This window comes from Micropruina sonneratiae (assembly GCF_025972045.1).
Taxonomy (GTDB): Bacteria; Actinomycetota; Actinomycetes; order Propionibacteriales; family Propionibacteriaceae; genus Micropruina; species Micropruina sonneratiae.
The window spans coordinates 19,963-39,988 of record NZ_JAPDHX010000004.1 but is presented as its reverse complement, the minus strand read 5'-3'; the positions used below and the strand labels follow the sequence as shown (position 1 = coordinate 39,988).

The following is a 20,026-nucleotide window of genomic DNA, read 5'->3' as shown; positions in this document are numbered from 1 at the left end:
GATCAGCATGACCCGCTGCCTGCGGGTGCGGCCGGGCATGTATTCGGTCTCGGTCGCGCTGGGCGCCAACCTGGGTGGCCCGGCCTACGTTCGCGAGTACACGATCCGGATCGACCAGTACAGCAGAGAGCCGACGGGCCACACTGCACAGTCGTACGGTGACGTCGTTGGCTTACAAGTTCTTCGCTACGACAGCGGGGCTTGTCGGGCGGCTGGCCAGCCGTCAAGGCTTGTTCCAAGTGACCCGAGCGCAGGGCCGACCACGTTGGCCCGATGGATCCGGGAGCGTGGCACGTGATCGGGGTGCGGGTGTGGACGAGGTTCGATCGGGGTGACGAGGCAGGCTCGACGGCGGAACACCAGGTCAGGGCGTGCGTTGCACGCTGGCACCGGCTCGCACCGCGCGCGGGATCTCGGCGGCCTGGTCGACCAGGTCGATGAGCTGATCGACCACGGCGGCCGCGGCGGGGGAGTCCACCTCAACTCGATAATCGATGCCGGTGGACGCCCAAGCGTCGCTGAAATGACCGGAGGCTGTGACCCGAGCGCCGTCCAGTACGACGCCGACTGCGTCTGCCTCCCGATAGAGATCGTTCAGGACGCAGGCCGCGACGGACAGATGCAGCAGGTGGGCGCCGGTGAAATCGGCGGTGACGTCCACGCCACCATCAGTCCAGCGGTGCGCGAAGTGCGTCACCGTGGCGTTCTCGGAGGGGCGCAGGCTGCCTGCCGCGCACTCGACGGAGAAGTCAGTCATGAGCGGCAGACTGCCACGGCGCGCCGCCCCAGCCAATGGCGATCGGCGGGACCCTGCGTTGCGTCCGACGCGATCTGAAAATCCCTCCCTATCGCGGACGCTCGAGAGCACCGTCGAGCGCCGTCAATGCGACACGTGCACGAGTCACAGGGACGATCGTCCTCGCCCCGACGGCTACGGAATAATCAGAACCCTCCAAGTGCCACAGACCTCATGCATCTCGGAGTGGGCCGGGATCTATTGCACGTGCGGGGATGCAGTGCCTGTGGCAGATCCACCGGCCGTCTGGCGGCCACCCGGTCCAAAGCGAGTGTTGCTTGATGGTGGAAGAGACTCAGGGACTTTCCGACGAGGCGGCGCGTCTCGAGTCCTAATTGTCCTTCGCTGCGAGCTCCCGGAGTTGCGCCTGCACGTGTTCGTTGTACCAAGTCCCACGCCAGGGCTCTGCCTGGTCGGCTACAAAAAGAGCCAGTTGCGCAACGTCTGCTCTTGAAGGGAAACCTGTCGCGGGTAGGACTTCAAGCACCGCGATCTCGTACAGCGCACGAAGTACATAGTCAGGGTTCCAACCACCCGTGAAGTCCCAGACTAGGACGTGGCACAGGCGATCCAGCGCCTCCTCCCAGCGACCGGCGTGCGCTGCCATGTGGGCGCCGACGAGGGAGCTAAGCTGCATGATCCAGTATTCGGTTCCCTGGTCGAGCGAAAGTGTCCGCAGAATCTCGTGCGCTTCAGCGTCACGACCTTGACTGAACAATGCCCGCACCAGCTGTATCTCGAGCCACGCGAAGGCCGTGAACTCCCCGTCCACCCGCTGGTCGATAAGAGCCATGCGCAGACTCGCCACCTCACCATCCAGCGGGTTGCCCAACGCAGCCTGCGCAAGGAGCCGGCGCAGCCGCATGACGTCTCCGTCCAGGGGATCTGCGTCGTTCCAACTGGGGCGCCAAATCCTATAGTCCAACGGGTTCGCCATCACGCTTGGAAGGATGTTATGGAATCGATCGCGCGCTTGTTCAAAGGTGTGAGTGCGGTCCGGCAACGCCACTCCGCCAATCTGTTGGGCGGACGGTTGAGCGTCTGAGGTGGCTTGTGACGGCGTCGGATCCCTCGCAAAGTCAACCTCGCCCGCGGCAAGGTCTGCGTAGATCATGCGCCACCCTGCTGCGAGCCACGCTCTCGACTGGACGTGACCGACCGAGTCATTTGCCCACCACCCTGCGAGTGTGTACGCCGAGGGTGGAAGGCCACCTGGAATCGCCTCCGAGATCTGCGCCAGGCTCAAGCTGACCCACGGCGAGCCCTGCGCATTGAGCAACTCGACCAAGGCGTCATACTTCGCCAAATATTCCACCCCTTCCAGTGGAGCCGAGCGGTTGAACGCCTGGGATACCTTTGCGACCGGATCCGGCGCAAAGGCGCAGTGGTGACGTTATCCAAACCCGCGGTCGTTGCTCACCAGAACGTAATCCTCCACCCCTAGTCAGGTTCACAGGCTCGCCAGAGGACTTGCCGCGCAGATGTTATCGCAGAGGCCTGCCGATCAGCAGAACGCGAAGCCAGGGTGTCGACCGCGAGTTTCGGTGGGAGCAGGTCGGAGAACTTCAGCCCGTCGACGGCTTGTTGGCTGATGACCGGAACGGCGCCGCTCAGCTCTGGCCCGTACCTAGCCACGGCCACGTTCAGGGCGGCTTTCAGTTGATCCACCCTTACCTCGCCTCGCAGCGCAATCTGCAGGTTGTCGAACTGATCGCTGTCGCTGAGCAGTGCCGGGTCTGCCTCCGCCAGCACCGCGGCCAGGGTGGCGTTCGCCCGGCTTCCGGCCCACGTCCACCAGTTGGTGTACTTGTCGGTGCGCAGCACCACCGTCCGGTCACGGTCCACCCGATCCGCCCAGTCCTGGCGCAACTCGCCCAACTGGCGCTCCGCACGCTGGGTGAAACCAACCCCTGCTGGCGCATCGCCGAGCAGCACTCTGCGCATGGCATCGGCCAACTCGAAGGACAGCGGAATCGGCTGCCCGGACCAGCGTGCTTTGCCGGAGGCGTCGGTCGGCTCGGCCCAGGCCCGGTGCCGGGACCAGTCGATGGACGTCACCTGCCAGGCCCGACCTGCCAGCAGCACCACCCGCGGACCCTGCACCCGGGTCGCCAGCACCATCGGAGAGACCGTGCCGACCTCCTCGCGTCCGTGCAGGATCGTCACCTCAGGGCTGGAGGTGAACACGCTCATCAGTTCCATGAAGTGCCGGCGGCCGTAACGACGCTCCGCCGCCGGGCCGATGAACAACATGCCGCTGTCGGCGTCCAGATGGCCGGAGGTCACCAACCAGTCCGCGATCTCCGCCAATCTCGACGGCTCCGCCAGGTCCACCCCGGTCAGCCACTCCGGCCAGGTGTTTCGGCCAATCCGGCCCTCCTGCAGCGCCAGCGCCAACACCTGTTGAGCGGCGATGTGGGCCGGCGTCGGTGGTGCCTTGATCGGCTCCACATAGCCTTCCGACCACAACAGGGCCAGCCCCGCCGCCTGCAGCAGTTGCTCGGCGTCGGTGGCCAGAAGCAGCATGTTGCGTACAGTTCCCGGACGACGCCCGGTCCGGCCCAGCCGTTGCAGCAGCGACGCCACCGTTCCCGGGGCGCCGATCTGGATCACCCGGTCCAGGTCGCCCACATCGATGCCGAGTTCCAGGGTGGAGGTGGCGGTGATCACACAGTCACGGGCCTCGGCGAACGCAGCCTCCGACCGCCTCCGCTGCGAAGCCGACAAGCTGGAGTGCGACACGTAAGTGTTCACGTCCAGTTCGCGCAGTCGAACGGCGAGCTGTTCGACCGCCCGCCGCGAGTCGGCGAACACCAGCCGCTTCTCACCGGTGTGTACCCGCGAGATGACTGTTCCGGCGTTGGCGACCGAGCCCACATAGTCGATCTGCATGTCCGTTGCGGTCGCGGACGACGCCGCCGGCGACACCACCGACGCAGGCCGGACGTACCGGTTCGATCCCTGCAGCCAGCCCAGCAACTCCTCGGGATTGCCCACCGTCGCCGACAGCCCGATCCGCTGCAGCGGCCTGCCGGCGATCCGCGACACCCGCTCTAGAACCGCCAGCAGGTGCCAGCCACGGTCGTCACCGGCGAAGGCGTGCACCTCGTCGACGATGACCGTGCGGACGTCGGCCAGCACCACATGCGGGTCGACCGTGGCCGACACCAGGATCGCCTCCAGCGACTCGGGCGTGGTCAGCAGAATGTCGTGCCGATCAAGAACCTGACGGCGCCGGTCACCAGCACCGGTGTCACCGTGCCGAACGCTGGCCCGCCGCCCCACCCACCGGGCGTAGCCGTCGATCCGCGGCTCCAGGTTGTTCAGCAGCGCCCGCAGCGGGCACACGTACAGCACGGACGTCCCCCGCCAGTCCTCAGCAGCCATCGCCGACAGCACGGGAAACACCGCAGCCTCGGTCTTGCCGCCCGCGGTCGGGGCGAGCAGCAGAGCGTCCTCCCCATTCAGCAGCGGATCGATGGCCGCCTCCTGCAGCGGACGCAACGCCCGCCAGCCGAGTTCGTTGACGATGTGATGCTGCACCGCCGGATGCAGGGCGTCGAAGCCGCCCATCAGCCCTCCGGCAGGTCCAGGTCGATCGCATCCAGGTCGGCACCACCATGCGCGGCATTGCGCTCCACATCGGTCAGTTCCGCATCGCCCACGGTCAGCGCGTAGTGGGTCCGCGGGTCGAAGTCGGCGAACTGGTCGACCCGGTCGAGGACGTCCCCGACCAGCTTCTTCAAATACACCCGGGGCGCCACCCCGATCCGTCCGCCCAGCGAGCCCGCCACCGCCGACGCGAGGTCGCTGAGGTAGGCATCGTCGACCACCGACCGCACCCGGTCGGCCTGTGCGCTGCCGTCGGCGTACAGGTCGCGCACCTTGACCCCCAGCGCGACCAGGCTGTCGCGGTCGAAGCCGGGCAGCCGCACCTGCACCGCGCGCGGGTTATCGAACCGGGCATCAGTGGTGAAGTCGGTATGCACGCGCTGCGCCAACGGCGGCAGCCGCTTCAGCCCGGACGGCCCCTCGAAGAACGCGGGCGTGCCGGTGATCAGCAGGTACAGGCCGGGGTAGCGGCCCGAATCCACCTCATCGATCAGTTGCCGCAGCGCGTTCAGGGCCTTGTCGCGCACGTCGCCACGGACTCGCTGCAGCGTCTCCACCTCGTCCAGCACCACCAGCAGCCCGGGGTGTCCGGCGTCCTTCAGCACCGTCAGCAGGCCCTGCAGGAACGCCATCGCGCCGAAGTGGTCGAGGTCGCCGCGCAGCCCGGCAACGCGCTTCACGGACGCGGCAACGTGCGGTTGCCCGCCGATCCAGGCCGCCAGGCCGTCCGCGACGGGCGCGTTGCCGGCCAGGGTGGCGGCCCGGTAGCCGCGCAGGGCCTGGGCGAAGGCAGGCGTCTTGCTGGTGACCCCGGCCAGACGCGCCTCCAGCAGCCGCTCGACGGCCACGGTCAGGTCATGGTCAGACCCGCCACCCAAGGCCGGCTTGGCGGCCAGTGCGTCCGCCTCGAGGGTGAACAGCCAACTGTCCAGCACCGCCCGGAACGCGCTCGGCGGCACGGTCGCGGTGCGCAGCGACTCGGTGATCCGCCGGTAGACCGTCTCCAACCGGTGCAGCGGCGTTTCGGTCTCGGAGATCTGCACCTCCGCCGTGGCCCAGCCCTGTCGTAGCGCACGCTCCGCGAGGTGCCGGGTGAAGAAGGTCTTGCCCGAGCCGTACTCGCCGCGCACCGCCTTGAACACCGCCGACCCGGACGATGCCGCGGACAGTTCCGCGTCCAAGGCCGGCTGGAACCGCTCCAGCCCGACCGCCAGAAGGTCCAACCCGTTGGCCGGGACTGTGCCGCGGCGCAGCGCGTCGATCACCTCCCGGCGCCGTCGCGGCGACACCGTGGTCACGCCCGCACTCCGTACTGCTCGGCGAGCAGGCCGACATCCAGGCTGACCGCCTGGGTCGCCGGATCGGTGGAGACCACTGGGTAGCCCTCGACGTTCAGCAACTTGGTCACCTGGCTCATGGCGAAGCGCAGCCGGGCCACCGGTTCGCCGAGCTGCGCAGCAGCCCGGGCCGCGGACAGCCGCCGATCCGGCGCGCCGGCCAGCGCGTCGACCAGACCGGCCACGTCACGGTCGGTCACGGCGACCCGGCCCGCGAGGCTTTTCTGCGCCTGGTAGGTGGGGCTGCCGATCAGTGCGGCACCCAGCCCCGCCACCGCGGACGGCGCCGGCTCGGGCTCGGTGCTGAAGAGGTCGGGTTGCGGCGTTGCCGGGACGGGTTCGGGGATTGGCACCGCCGACGCGGGAACCACGATCCCGGTCGCCTCCCACCAGTCCGGCTGGGCAACAGGTGCGGCGACCAGGCGGTGGTCGAGCGTGGACGGCGCGAGCAGCACCACCGGCACCACCACCTCGGCGGGCGCCGCCCCACCGTGATACCCGGCCTTCAACGGGCCGTAGCGCAGCCGCTCGTTCACGGCGAGCACGGCGCGGTGTTCGGGGGTCAGCACCCGCGGCCCGCTGACCAGCACCTCGTCGTCGGCCACCGCATCGGCGGCGGCCCGGTAGCGGCCGCCGAGTCCGGCGCCGCGCTGGGTGCCGCGGCGCCGCTCGACGACGTGGCCGTGGTCGGAGGTGAGCACGATCAGCCGTCCGGCGGACCGGGCGGCCCGCAGCAGCGGGGCCAGATGCTTGACGGTGTCGGCGGTCCAGTCGGTGCCGCCGGGGTCGGTGCGATCGAGGGCATCGTCAATGGTGTTCAGCACGCAGCCGACCAGCCGGTACCGGTCGGTGTCGCCGATCGCCAGTCGCACCTCGTCGGCGACGGCGAAGCCGCCCCGCCCGGTGTCCAGGCCCCGCTTGTGGAACAGCGGCGCATCGCCCAGGCCGTGGGCGCGGGCGAACTCGGTGAAGTTGCGGCGCTCCACATCCTGCTGCCCGCGGGCCAGCCGCCCGCTGAGCAGCGAGGCGCGGCTCATCTCGGTCACGCTTGGCAGCACGGAAATCACGGGGGTGCGACGGGTGGCTCCCGGCACCAGGCACTCGACCAGGCCGTAGTCCAGCTTCTCGACCGCGTCGGCGATGATCTCGGTGGCCACCCCGGCGCTCATGCCGTCCAGCACCAGCAGCAGGGTGGGGTGGCTCCGGGTGAGGGGCAGGACGATATCGGGCAACACCTGCTCGATGGGCAACACCCCGGCCAGTGCCTCCGCCCCGCCCTCGCGGGCAAGGGCCGCCGCGAACGCCAGGTCGTGCGCGTCGCGGCGCGCCTGCACCCGCTGCAGCACCTGTTCCAGGGCGCCGGCCAGTACGGGGTCGTCCACGCCCGCCTCGGCGTCGTTGACGGCCGAGTCCACCCAGGCATCGGTGTCCAGGTGCGCCGCCGCGCTCGCGGCCAGGCCACGGTCGTGCGGTTCGTCGGGGGTGCGCAGCCACCGGGCCAGCCGGACGCCGGCCAGCGCGGGCGCCACCCGGGGATCCTCATCGGCCAGCCGATGGTCGTCGACCCGGAGCCAGGCCGCCTCCAGCGCCCCCGGATCGTCGCGACGGAGTTGTTCGGCAAGCGCGCGCAGCCGCAGGGTGAGGCCCGCCCGCAGCACGGAGGATGTCTCGGCCAGGGCGTCAGCGCCGGCCTCACCGAGGAGGTCATCGGCGCGGGCCAGCAGCCGGTGCGCGTCCGCCACGGTCGCCCGGCCGTCCAGCAGGCCCGAGACGGTGACGACGGCCAGTCGGCCGGTCGCAGCCAGGGCGGTGCGGGGCACGTCGCCCCAGCGGTGCTGCAGCCGTGCCAGGGCGACCTCGGCCTCCTGGGTGCGCCGGGAGCCGAGCAGGCAGTCCAGGACGATCCCGAGCGGCACCAGGTCGGTGGGTGCGCCGGTGCGCAGCAGGGCGGCGACGAACGGCCCGGCCTCACCCGCGGCGTCTGCGATCCAGGCCAGGGTGGCGTCGACGGTCTGCTCGCCGGCCCGGCCACGCAGCCGCGCCACCATGCCGGGCAAGCCGGGGTTGGTGGACCACTGCAACACCGCGATCAGGTCCAGCGGCCCGGTGCCGACGCCAAGCTCGGCCCGGGCCAGGCAACCCAAGGCGTGATCGCGGGTCAGCACCCCGGCCGGCGCCGGTGGCCAGCCGTCGGCAGGGGCGAGTTCCAGCAGGCCGGATGCCACCTCGCGGGCATGCGCCAGCCGCAGCAGCCGGGCGTCGATGGTCTGTGCGCTGAACCGCTGCTGCACCGCCTGCCAGGGGTCGGCGTGCCGCAGCCGCTGCCAGGTGAACCGGGCCAGCAGGCCAGGGCCGAGGTCGTCCTCGCTGCGGTCGGTGACCACCACCAGCCAGCCGTCCCGCATCGCGCCGCGCACCGCTTCGCGGACGGCCAGCGCGGAGCCGGCTGGCACGATCCGCACCGGCTGGTCACGGTGCGTGAACGACACCTCCGGGGTCGCGCCCGGCCGGGAGCGCAAACCCAGCACGCCGTGGGTGTATCGGCCGGCCCGGGCCTGGTCGATCAGCACCCGGGCCATCGCCGGCGTCACTGGCGCGCTGGGAACGACGTCGGCACTCACTCGGTGCGCCATTCCACGATGATGTCGTCATCCGGGTGCTCGGCGACGAACCGATTCAGGTCCGCGACGACCGCTTCGGCGCCCTGGCCGCGCCGGATGCGCCGCGTCCCGCCGGGCCTGCGCGGTGGCACCGGGTCCGGCGAGGGAGGGGTGGGTCCGGGCGGCGGCGTCGGCTCGGCGAGCCAGGCGAACAGGTCGTCCTCGGCCCGCTTCAACGCGGGCGCCACCGGGGTGACGAACTCGTCGTCGAGCACCGCACCACGCAACCGGCCCAGAATCCGCGACGCTTCGTCGGCGCGCGGCCCCTGCTGCCGCGACGCGGTCAGCAGTGGGTCGAGACGGTTCCACGAGAAGCCGGTGAGCTGGCCAGCCACGGTGGCCGCTGAGGCTAGGGAGCGGCCCACCCGCGACGGTTCAGCGAAGTGGGCAGCCGCCAGCCGCTGGATCAGCCGTAGCCCGTTCAGTCCGCGCAGCGCTTCGCACAGCTCTGCCCCCTGCCGCGCGGTCTGCAGCCGGCCCGTCTCGGGGGAGGCGGTCAGGGCCAGTCTGGTGCGGGCGAGCTCGACAGCGCTGACGAGCCGATGGGCCGGATCGCTGAGTTTCAGCGCTTCCTCCCGTAGCTTGTCAGCCAGGTTGGCCACTTCGGCCGGGGTCACGTAGACCGAGGCGGTCAGTCCGAACACCACCCCGGCCAGGTGGGTGGCCGCGGTCCAGGTGGCGCCATCGGGCATGGCCTGCACCCGCAACTCCATCTCGTTGCGCAGCGTGCCCGGCTTGGGGGTGGGAATGGGGGCGCCGTGGGCGAACCAGGCCCGGCGGCGCAAGGCCGCCCACGCCAGGATCACCAGGTCGCCGACGCTCTCGGCGAGGCCCTTGGCGGGCTCCATGGCGTTGATCCAGCCGCGCACCTCGCTGACGGTGACCGGGTCGTTCTCGTCGCCGCCGCGAGCGCCGAGCCGGCGTTCGAACTCCGGGCCCCACGCGCTGAAGTAGTCGTCGCCCATCAAGAAGTGGGTTTCGGCGGCCTTGCCGACCCCGAGCGGGTTCGCGATCCGGCGGACCGTGGCGGCGTCGGGGCCCAGCGGTACCCGGTTCTCCTTGTCGGCCAGGGCCTGCTCGACCGCGGTGTAGGTGGCCTGCAACTCCCGGACCCGCACCTCGACGTCGCTCGGTTCGAATCGGGGGTGGCCGGGAAAGGTGGCGCTGAAGGCGTCGGCGACCAGCCGGACGAACGCCTGCTTCAGGGTGCCTCCGGCCGGCGGTCGCGGGGTGAAGCTCGGCGTCAGCGACGAGTACACCTCGGGGTGAGCGGCGTCCATCACCACGTCGTCGCCGCCGGTGGGCGACTCGACGTCGTAGGCGACCTGGATGGCCCGCTGCACGGTGTGCAGCAGCGCGTCGCGCTGAGACTGCAGGATCGCCCGGGCCTGCACCCGTCCGGTCTCGGACAGGTGGTCGGCGTAGTTGGCGTAGCGTTCCCCGGTGCCGTCGAACAGGTAGTTGAGGATCACCAGCCGGCTCACATCGCGCAGCCGGGCCTCGCTGAAAAACCGCGGCAGCCAGACGATCGTCCGCTCGTTCCAGTTGTGTGCCCGAAAGCCGTCGATCCGGCTGAAGTCCTCGGAGGTGGAATGGCCGGGTTCGTCGAACGGGTGGTCGATGACGAACCGCCAGGTGCCGGGCCTGGCCCGGAAGTGGTCGTCGGTCAGCCAGCCGGCGTCGCGGACATTGCCGAACACCAGGTCGACCTCACGCCATGAGCCGCGCCAGATCAGCCGGTGGGTGTAGGCGCCGAGCATGTCCTGGTCGCCCAGGCGCTCCACCCCGAACGCGTCGGCGACCAGCCGTTTGATCAGGTCGCGGCGGCGGCCGTCGTTGTCCTCGCCCCTGGCCCGCTCGACCACGCTCTCGTAGTCGACGTCGGAGAGCTGCACGGACACCAGCGGGTTGCGGCCGGTCGCCTCCACCCTGATCTCCGGCACCTGCGCCGCCCACAGCCGTAGCTTCGACATCACCACCGCCGCCTCACCGCCCGGGAGGGGGGAGCGGATCGAGCCGTGGTTGAGCGCGGCCAGCCGGCCCGCGGTGAGCGCCTTGAGCGCGGGCACGTTGGGCGCCACCGCGCTGAGCAGCAGCGTTTTGGCCAGCCGCAGTTCGCTGCTCAGGGTGGGCGGCAGGGACGCCTCATCGTCCAGGTCTGCGGCGCTGACGCCGCTCTCTTTGAGGATCATCGGCTGTAGCCGCTCCCGGAACAGCGTGTGCGCCGCCCGGAACAGCGCCGCGGACGCCTCGTCCAGCGGTTGGTCGCCGGCCCCGCCGGTGACCAGGTAGTCGAACGCGTCGCCGACGGGGATCACGTCGTCGATGGTCAGGGTGTCGCGGCGGTCCACCAGCATCTGCTGCATCACCTTGAGCGCGGTGCGTTCCCGCTGCATCACCCCGGCCAGCGACCGCAGGGTGGACACCAGCGCCGGGCTGAACGGGTAGGTGAGCCGGAACTGGGCGGCGTCGGCGCCGCGGTGCCGGTCGTCGGTGTTGACGCCGTCGAGCAGCACGTCCCACGACTCGGCCCGCCGGTCGAGGCGTTCGAAGGCGCGGTCGATCTCGGCTTTCGCCTCCGCGTTGCGTGGGGTGAGCAGGCGCTTGTTGGCCACGTAGGGCAGGTTGTCGTCGCCGAGCCGGATCTCGCGGAAGCGGCCCTCCTGGTACCGGAACGCCTGGTCGAGCGCCTGCTGCTCGGCGCCGCTGGCACCGGAGTCGGCCAGCCAGCGGCGCAGGTCCATCTGCCGGGCGATGAACGAGATCAGCGGGACGGGCCGGCCGCCCTGGCCGCCCTCGACCAGCTTGGTGATCTTCTGGGTTTCGGCCCCGAAGAAGGCGCGGTCACGGATCCGGAACGCCAGCCACAGCACCAGTTCGTCCAGGAACAGCACCACCGCGTCGTAGCCCAGGGACTGGGCGTGGGTGGAGATCGCCGTCAGCCCCTCGTCGAGCCCGACGTAGGCGGCGTGCCGAGTGTAGGCGGTGAAGTAGCGCTGTTGCAGGGCGTTGACCAGTTCGGCGCGGCGCGGGTCGTCCAGGGCGGCCGCCTGGGCGCTGGCATAGGTGTCCGCGGTCCAGGTGCCGCCGCCACCCAGCACCGCGCCCCACACGTCAGCCTCGCCGGAGCCCTCGTTGAGTCCGGCGAAGAAGGCGTCGTCGCCCATCCGCGCGCGCAGCGCGTCGGCGTCCTCCAGCAGCCGGGCGGTCTGGTGCAGCAGTGGCAGCGGCGCATCGGGGTGCAGCTGCCGCACCTGGCGCAGGTAGCCGTCGAACAGGGCCTGCTCCAGTGAGGTGGCGCCGAGCAGGTGGAAGGTGAGCGGCAGTACGCGGCGGCCCTGCAACTCCGGGTCGTGCCGGGCCACGGTCTCGGCCAGTTCGGGAATGGCGCGGGCCGGCGGGTACTGCTCCAGCAGCGCATACAGCACGGCCATGAAGTGGCTCTTGCCGGAGCCGAACGAGCCGGTCAGGAAGGCGCCCTTGCTGGTGTTGGAGCCGATCGCGTCCGCCACCACCGCCAGGGCGGTGTCGAAGGCGCGGGACAGTTCGGACGTGACTACGTACTCGTCGATGGTGCGGGCCAGGTGGGCCTCATCGACGCTCTCGGTGAGCCGCAGCACGTAGTCGGCGGTCGAGGTGGTCTCCGGAATGGTGAAGATGTCCCGCAGCAGGGCGCTCATCGGCGTGCTCTCCTTCTGCGCGTGGCGGGTTCGGGCCGCCAGGCGTCGAGGTCGTCCACGGTCAGGCCGAGGTCCTGCAGGTGGCCGCGCAGTTGTTCGGCGCAGAACGCGGCCGGGCTGACCCCGTAGTCCTGGCTGATCGCGGCGTGCCACTGCTCCACCCAGGGCTGCAGTTCGGCCATGCCGGCGACCAGCGGCACGAGCACGCTGTCGGCGGCGCCCTCGCCCTGCCGGGCCTGGATGATGGTGGCCAGTGCCAGGGACTGCTGGGCGTGGTCCCAGCCGGCCCAGCCGAGCAGGGGAGTGGGGTCGGTCTCCCGACCCGCGCCCGGGTAGGCGATGAAGCGTTCCTTGGGCACGTCGAGCTTGCCGCGGTGGCTCCAGTAGGACTGCTTGCGGAAGTCGGCTCCTGTGTACTTGGGCGGCACCGGGATCGTGGCGGCGAACGCGTCGGCCTGCTGGTCGGCGGCCTTCTGCTCGGCCTCGGTGGGTTCGGTACCGCCGGCGACCTGCACCTGGCGCAGCGCGTCCTCCTGGCGCTGCAGCGCCCAGGTGTGCTGCCATTGGCCGAACTTGCGCAGCCCGGACTCCTTCAACCGGTACGCGGCCAGGTGGGGCACCGCTTCGGGTTCCAGCAGTTCGGTGAGTGCGGCGACCAGGTCGACGTCGCGGACGCCCTTCCACAGTTCCACCACGCCGCGGAAATCGGCGTCGCGGCCCAGCAGGTCGGCCAGTTGGCTGACCGAGTGCGGGGTGGGCTGGCCGAGCGCGTTGAGCCACAGCGACCGGTTCTCCAGCCGGTCGAGCAGCCAGCCGCGCAGCGCCTTGTCGGCCTGCTTGGCGAACGGCTCGGACGACCAGCGCCGCTTGTACTCCGGGGCCTCCAGCAACCGGATCGCATCGACGGAATCAATGGCGTCGATCCGCCGCTGCACCAGGTCGCGGTAGTCGGCCGGCCAATGTGAGGGGATAGCGATGATCGGGGTGGAGCCGTGCCGTTCGAACCAGGTGGTCTGCTCTTCGCCGGCGGCGATCCTGCGGGCCAGCACGATCTCGAAGGCTCGCTCGCCCAGCTTGATTTCGGGCGGGTCCCCGTCGTAGCTGAGGTCGTCGTCGAGCAGGCCGTAGGGCCGGTACACCTCCCAGTCCAGTTCCTCCTGTTCGGCGATCATCCGGCCGCGCAGCGAGTGCTGGGCGGCTTCGGCGGCGCGCAGCAGGTCGGCGGTGGGTGGCGTGGACGCGATCAGGGCGGAGACCTGCTGGGCGGAGAGTTCCTGGGCAAGCGTGTCGAGGGTGCGGCCACGCTCCAGGGGCAGGGACTCTGGCAGCGGGAAGTCCTGCAGGGTGGTGCCGGTGAACTCGTAGCGGTCAGACCACGGCTGCTGCGACACGCGCGCGCCGTCGGGGCCGACCGGATCACCGCCCTTAGGGTAGCTGTTCTGCTTGAGCCAGAAGCACGCCGTGGACGAGTTCAACACCCCCAACAGCTTCAGGTGGTCATCCTCGGTCGCCGAGTCAGGGAGTTGGAAGAACGGCGCTGACCGGTTGAATACCAGTTCTCCTCTGGCTAACGCGAAATGGTTGTGAGTCGAGACAAAGGCCCAACTCAGAGCGCGAGGTCGGTTAGCCCTTGCGAGCGCAATCTGGTGCCACTGCCACCATGAGCGGCCAGCCTGTAGGTATGAGCCACCCGAGAAGGTGGCTCTGCTCCATAGCAGGGTTCTGAGGGGCCACATCCAGCGCAGTGTCTGAGGCCACTCTGCGAGGTTAGCTAGCTTTCCAGCAATGTACGGGAAGACTGCCCATTCTCCCTCCGCAAGACCGTAGTCACGAATATCTTCGCCAACCACAAAGGGGCGATTGAGCTCGGGTTCAAGGTGCCGACGCCTCATTGATTCCTCTGGTGCAAGAAAGGCGCCGTCGGAATTGGTCTGACCAGAGTAGCCGATGTCCAGCAGGAGATCCTTCAAGCGATGCGTCCATACTCCTAGCGCCCGGACGACAGTACTGGTGCTACCGCCACCGAGTGCCCACGGGTGTTTCACAAAATTCTTGCGCGACGCCTCGCTGACCGTGACCCAGTCATCCTCGTAGTCAAAGCGATCCACGTGGGCGACTATGGAAGCCCAGACCCTTCCGTTCCGCGCCTGCTCTGGACGTCCCGGCTCACCCCGAATCCCAAGCACCGCCCGAACGGTTACAGTGCGCGGCGAGCGATTGCGACCCACCAGAATCAGTGTTGGCGTGCCGTGTCCGGGGATGTACGCGCCGGAGGTGTCGATCACCTCGACCAGATCGAGGTGCGCGAGGAAGTCCTCAATGATCGGGGCGCCGAACTCGCGCTTCATGAACGAGTTGGAGGTGATCTGGCCCACCCAGCCGGCGGGCTGGCTGCCGTCCCCGCGCCTGGCGAGCTTGAACAGCAGTTCCATGAACGGCACGGTCAGCGCGTAGGTGCCCTTACAGTAGTTGTAGCGCTCCCGATAGCCGGCGTTGAGCTTCTTGTCCTTGACCGTGATGTAGGGCGGGTTGGCGACCACCGCGTCGTACTGGCCGCGGGTGAGGGCGGCGACCAGGGCGTCCTTGTCTTCGGTGGAGTAGGCGAAGTCGTCGCTGTGGGTGAACAGGGTGTCCTGGTCGTGGCTGAACCACAGCGAGTCGCCGGCGAGCACGTGGTAGCGGAAGCCGGGGGCGCGTTCCAGGGAGTTCTCGCCCACGGCCTTGAGTGCGGCGACGGTGAGCCGGAAGGTGGCGATGGCGACGGCGAACGGGTTGAGGTCCACACCCCACACCGCGTCCAAGGCCTCTTGCACCCGCTCGCGGGTGCCGAGCCCCGGGGCTTCCGCGTCCCAGCGGGCCAGCACGCGGCGGAACGCGCCGAGCAGAAAGTGGCCGGAGCCGCAGGCGGGGTCGATCAGTTTGAAGCCGTCGAGAGGCCGGTCCGCCAGGGCCGGGTCGAGGGTGCGGTCGAGGATGAACTCCTCCACGAACTCCGGGGTCTGCAGCAGCGCGTAGGTCTTCTTGGCGTGGTCGGAGAGGTCCTGGTAGAGGTCGCCGAGAAAGCGGGTGTCCAGGTCGGGGTCGGTGAAGTCGTGCACCAAGGCCCCGTCGGCGTCGCGGCGGCGCCAGAACTCCAGCAGGGCGGTGACCGCCTGGCCGGACGGCGACACGGTGTGCAGCATCGCCTGGTCGTCCACCAGGCCCGCGGTGGCGGGCGTGGCGGCCAGGTAGTTGATCGCCTGCTCCAGCCACTCCCGGTCGGTGTCTTCCGGATGGCTGCGGAAGTAGGCGAGCTGGGCGTCCAGGGCCTCCTGGCGACGCTCCGGCGGGCCGGAGATCCAGACCGGGCCGAGCAGCCGGTTGTCTTCGCAGAACCGGATGAACACCGTGGTCAGCACCCACGAGACGGCGGCCTGGGTGACACGGTCGTCGGCCCAGGCGGTGTACCCGGCGGCGGTGCGGTCACCTGTTACGGCGGCGGCGTGCTCGCGCTTCCAGTCCCCGTCGAAGGCGGGCAGCGTGATGCGTTCCCGCAGGTCCTTCTCCAGCGACAGGACCTGCCGTTTCAGGTCGGCGACCAGGGTGTCGTGGGTGGTCACACGCGTCCTTCCTGCTGTTGCGCATCGATCCAGTCCGGCGGCACCGGCACGTACTGGCTGGGGGCGGTGAGCGGTAGCGAACGGCCGTCCACCATCGCGCCGGTGTTGCCGGGCAGTTGGGGCACCACCAGCCAGACCGCGGCGGGACGTGCGGTGGCCAGATCCATCCAGCCGGCGAGCAGGTCGAGCGCGTCGTAGCGGGCCAGCAGCGAGCCGTCCACCAGCGCCACCGGACGTCCGGCGGCGTCGTCGAGGGCCTGCCGTACGGCGGCACCGACCGCGGGCAGCGACCGCTTGACAAGCGCCCGCAGGCCCTGGCCGGGTCTCGAGGATTCCGCTTGCGTGTCGGCGCTGAGCACGTCGGCCCAGCTGATGCCGGCCGCGGCGGCGGTGTCGGCCAGGGCGTCCATCAGGGCGCCGGACAGGTCGAGTTCCACGGCGTCGAAGCGGTCGCGCAGCACATTCAGGAACTTCTCCAGCCGCAGCGCGCCCACGCCGAGGGCGAGGAACGAACGGCGCTCCCGGCTGTCCCGCAGGCGCTGGCCGACCGCTCCCGGGCCGACCGTCGAGACCGGCCCGGTCACCATCGTGGCCGGGCGCGAATCGAGGCCGGTGGTGTCGCGAATGGTGGCGTCCGGCACCAGGTAGGCGTCGCGGGCCGGATCCCACTGCAGGCCGAGACCCGCCTCAATGACGATGCGGTCGAGGTCGGTGCGGCGCGGCAGTGGCGGCAGGTCGGGGAACCGGGAGCGGACCCGCTGCTGCAGGTTTCGTGCGGTGTGCGGTTGGCCGGGAACCACCGCCGGCAGCACCTGCCGCAGCGCCTCGGCGGCGCCGAGGTCGCGGTGGTGCAGTTCACCGGTGGCGGATGCCCCGGCGCAGGTCGACAGCCGGGCAGCCAGCCGGGCCAACCGGGGGCCGTCGGGAGCGCCGTCGAAGGGCGAGGCGGTCCGGGCAGTGGTCGCGTCGTCCATGACGGCGGCGAGAGCGGCGGTTACCCGGGCCGCCGGCACCAGCGCGTCGGTGCCGGTGAGGTTCACCTCGGCGACCAGTTGATCGGCGCGCCGGCCGAGTGCCTCGGCCACGTCGAGCAGGTCGTGGCGGGTGGCGACCAGCACCGGCTGATGCTCGCGGCGACGCTGGAACCAGCCGCCGTCGTCCTGCTCGTCCGGTGCCTCGGCGCGGTCCAGCGCGGCGCGCCGCTCGATCGTGCAGCGCAGCATGCCCTCGGCCAGCCGGACCTGTTGGGCGTCAGCGTTGTCGGCGGCGGGCACCATCAGCCCCAGCAGGTGCTTCGCCAGTTCGTCGAAGGTGGCGACGCCGCCCAACTCACCCAGACGGACGTCGACGGCGTCGGCCAGGCCGTCCAGCAACTCCCGGGCCGACTCGACGGTGGCCCACCGGTCCTGCAGCACGCCGAACAGTTGACTGACCCGGCCCCGGGTGACCGGCGGGGCGAACGAGGCGGCCAGTTCGGCCTGGGTGGCGTTGGCGTCCAGGCTGCCGGTGACCCCGAGCAGATGCGAGGCGAGCACCACCGCCTTGTCGTTGCGGCCGGTGCGGGCGGCGTCCAGCAGCAGGTCGGCGCACTCGTGCGGTCCGGGCAGTGTGGCCTGCTGCTCGACCGGACGCCAGCCGCGGGCCGACCGGGCGAACTTCGACCGCCACAGCTTGGCGAAACGCTTGATCTCGTCGCGGGTGGCGACTGCCGAGCCGGGCAGCCGGTTGAGCCGGACGGCGTCCACGGCGGCCAGTTCGCCGACCGTGCTGACCGCGAGCGGCTCCAACGCGGAGATGGCCCGGGGGGTGAGCCCGGACTGGGCCAGGGGAGTGTCCGCGGTGGCGTTCGCGGCCAGTTCGTCGGCGTTGGCGGGCACCACGGAGCTTTCCGGGAAGCAGGCCCGCCATTCCAGCAGCATCTCGTCGGCGGTGTGGTGCCGGGCGGTTGCGTCCCGGGCCAAGGCCCGGGTGAAGAAGGCGGCCAGGCGCGCCCGGGCGGAGGCGTCGAAGTCGTCGGGATCGATGGTCGCCTCGTCACGGATGGCGGCCGGTTCGCTGAGCCCGTCGCCATAGACCGGGGTGTGGCCGGTGGCCATTTCGAACAGCACGACAGCGGCGGCGTACCGTTCCGCCGCTGAGTCGTACAGGCGTCGTCCGCCGAGGAACGGGTCCAGGTAAGGCCGGGTGCCGGCCTGGGTGTCGGACGCCGGCGCCTTCGACAGTGAGAAGTCGAACAACATCAGGTGCTTGGCCCGGTTGCTGTTGCCCGCTCGGGCCTCCCGCACGCCTAGGTTGGCGGGCTTGATGTCGCGGTGCATGACGCCGGCCGAATCCAGGGCGATCACCGTCTCGAGCAGATCGGTGCCCCAGCGCTCCAGGAGGTCGAGCGAGAGCCGGTCGCGGTTGCCCAGGTGGGTGGCCAGCGTTTCCTGCCCGGCGCTGGCCAGCAGCAGCGCCCAGCGGCCCCCGACGTCGAGCGGACCCTCGATCAGCTTGGCGATGCGTGGACTGTTCAGCCGGCCGAGAGTGTCCGCCTCCTCCTCCAGGCGGCGGACGGCGGCGTCGTCGACGGCCACTTTCAGCACCCGCTCGGCCTCGTCCGGATGCTGGTGGTCGCGGACCAGCAGGCCAACGGCGGTGGAGCCGGCACCGAGACGGTGGGTGAGTTCGAAGCGGTCACCGAGGATCGCACCCGGTCCCGCGTCGAGCGGGTCGGTGACTTCGGCGACCGCCGGTTGGACGGCCGCGTCGAGGATGGACAGGAAGGCGGCGACGTCCGGCAGCCGCTCCGAGACCGACGGCGCGGTTGCCGCCAGCACGGCCCGGCGCAGTTCACTGTGCGCGGCGGGCAACTCGACCGACAGGTCCAGGCCGTCCTGGTCATGAAGGCGGGACTTCAGGTCGGCCGCCGTGCGGGCCGGCGGCTGGCCGCCGGTGAACAGGTAGAACGCAAGCGCGCCCAGTCCGAACACGTCCAGCCGCAGCCGGTTGCGGGTGGCGGCCAGGACACCTTCGGGGGCGGTGAAGCCGTCGTGAATCCATCGCTCGGCGACCGGTAGCTGGTCGGCGTCCAGGCTGGCCAGTGCGGTGACTCCGCGGGTGGCCTGGGTGGAGGTGGCCGCGTCGGTGCGTCCGACGCCCTGCCAGTCGGTGAGCCGGACCAGCGGGCGTCCGTCGTGCGTGGTGCTGATCAGCACGGCGTGCGGGCTCAGCCGGCGGTGGACCACGTTCTTGCCGTGTGCGTACTGAAGAGCCTCGGCGATCTGCCGGACCAGGTCGAGCTGGGTGTCGAAGTCGAGCCCGTCGGGCCGGCCGGCCAGCCACAGGTCGAGCCGCTGCCACGACGAGTCATAGGGGTAGACCAGCCCGGGGCCGAGTTCGGAATCGACATAGTCCTCGGGCCGCAGGATCGCGTCGTGGCTGAGCCGCTGCATGACCTGCAGCTCGTGGGCGGCGAGCAACCGGGCCTGGCTGCGGGCCTGCTCGGACGATCCTTCGGGGACGGTGCGGAACCTGATCCGGCGGCGCTGGTTGCGCAGGTGCTTGTGGGTGGCGAGCCAGTCCTGCCAACCGGGACCGTCGTCCAAGGGCTGCGGGTCGAGGACGAAGGAGCCCGCTTCGCGGGGGTGGGCACGCACACCGATGAGCTGCATTGCGCCGACCACGGCGTTCTCATAAATGCGAGTGTTGGGCCGGGGATCGCCGTCGAACACGTCGGTGATCGGGTCGAGTGCGCCCGGACGGTCGTCATCCGGAAGGCCGTAGAGGCCGATGCGTGCCGAATCTGGCAGTGCACAGACCAGGTCGGGGTGGTGCAGAAAGACCGCTTCCTGAATGAATGGGATGCCGTCGCGCGGGTTGGGGGCGTCACGGAAGGAGTGGTTGCGCAACCACTCGCCGTAAGCCGTCATTAGCTTGGAGCGCAGCCGCTTGGCCTTGCGATTGGCCAGGAGCAGGGGAGAGTCCTCGGGGGCACGGCCGTCACGCCGCCAGGTCTGGTCGGTGCCCTGGAGTCGCCCCGAGTAGTACTTCAACTCGATCAAGTGCAGCCCGTCCGGGGCAAGCACGAGCAGGTCGACCTCGGCCCAGTTGCCGCGGTCGTCACGGAACTCGAAGTTGGTCCAGGCACGGTAAGGGGCACGGTCTGGCATCAGCCTCTTGGCGATGCGGAGGCCTTCGGCTTCGTGTGCGAACTGGGAGGGGGTGACTTCGACCCAGCGGTCGTTGACCACAGTCTGCTCACTCCCTTCCTCGGACGCTCTGCTCAACTTACCGGCAACGCGGCGTCGCTGAACGACTGATGCATCGGTTCAGGCGGAGACTGTCGGAAGCACATGGCACC

At 70.2% G+C, this 20,026-nt stretch carries 8 protein-coding genes; all 8 read right to left on the bottom strand.

Going from position 1 to position 20,026, the window contains the following annotated elements; genetic code table 11:
- Positions 1 to 364 precede the first annotated feature (364 nt).
- Positions 365 to 757 (bottom strand): OsmC family protein, encoded by a 393-nt coding sequence (locus OIE40_RS11255; RefSeq protein ID WP_264701735.1) that lies wholly within the window; start codon positions 755 to 757, stop codon positions 365 to 367.
- 370 nt (positions 758 to 1,127) lie between these two features.
- Positions 1,128 to 2,111: a DUF7662 domain-containing protein gene (locus OIE40_RS11250; RefSeq protein ID WP_425326173.1), complete on the bottom strand. Its 984-nt coding sequence runs from the start codon at positions 2,109 to 2,111 to the stop codon at positions 1,128 to 1,130.
- A gap of 125 nt (positions 2,112 to 2,236) precedes the next feature.
- A complete protein-coding gene (locus OIE40_RS11245) occupies positions 2,237 to 4,369 on the bottom strand; it encodes a DEAD/DEAH box helicase (protein ID WP_264701737.1) in 2,133 nt (710 codons plus the stop codon).
- Complete coding sequence (gene brxD, locus OIE40_RS11240; RefSeq protein WP_264701738.1) at positions 4,369 to 5,706, bottom strand: BREX system ATP-binding protein BrxD; 1,338 nt, start codon at positions 5,704 to 5,706, stop codon at positions 4,369 to 4,371. The genes OIE40_RS11245 and brxD overlap by 1 nt, the downstream gene beginning before the upstream one ends.
- Positions 5,703 to 8,378, bottom strand: coding sequence for a BREX-2 system phosphatase PglZ (pglZ, locus tag OIE40_RS11235; protein ID WP_264701739.1), 2,676 nt, complete (start codon positions 8,376 to 8,378; stop codon positions 5,703 to 5,705). The genes brxD and pglZ overlap by 4 nt, the downstream gene beginning before the upstream one ends.
- Positions 8,363 to 12,085: a BREX-2 system ATPase PglY family protein gene (locus OIE40_RS11230; RefSeq protein WP_264701740.1), complete on the bottom strand. Its 3,723-nt coding sequence runs from the start codon at positions 12,083 to 12,085 to the stop codon at positions 8,363 to 8,365. The genes pglZ and OIE40_RS11230 overlap by 16 nt, the downstream gene beginning before the upstream one ends.
- Positions 12,082 to 15,684: a BREX-2 system adenine-specific DNA-methyltransferase PglX gene (pglX, locus tag OIE40_RS11225; RefSeq protein WP_264701741.1), complete on the bottom strand. Its 3,603-nt coding sequence runs from the start codon at positions 15,682 to 15,684 to the stop codon at positions 12,082 to 12,084. The genes OIE40_RS11230 and pglX overlap by 4 nt, the downstream gene beginning before the upstream one ends.
- Entirely contained in the window at positions 15,681 to 19,916 is a 4,236-nt protein-coding gene (gene pglW, locus OIE40_RS11220) for a BREX system serine/threonine kinase PglW (protein ID WP_264701742.1), read from the bottom strand. The genes pglX and pglW overlap by 4 nt, the downstream gene beginning before the upstream one ends.
- Between the last annotated feature and the right edge of the window lie 110 nt (positions 19,917 to 20,026).

Excerpts from the sequence above, each read along its gene's own strand:
- OIE40_RS11255 (WP_264701735.1), bottom strand. The coding sequence starts at position 757 with ATGACTGACTTCTCCGTCGAGTGCGCGGCAGGCAGCCTGCGCCCCTCC.
- OIE40_RS11245 (WP_264701737.1), bottom strand. The coding sequence starts at position 4,369 with ATGGGCGGCTTCGACGCCCTGCATCCGGCGGTGCAGCATCACATCGTC.
- OIE40_RS11230 (WP_264701740.1), bottom strand. The coding sequence starts at position 12,085 with ATGAGCGCCCTGCTGCGGGACATCTTCACCATTCCGGAGACCACCTCG.
- pglZ (WP_264701739.1), bottom strand. The coding sequence starts at position 8,378 with ATGGCGCACCGAGTGAGTGCCGACGTCGTTCCCAGCGCGCCAGTGACG.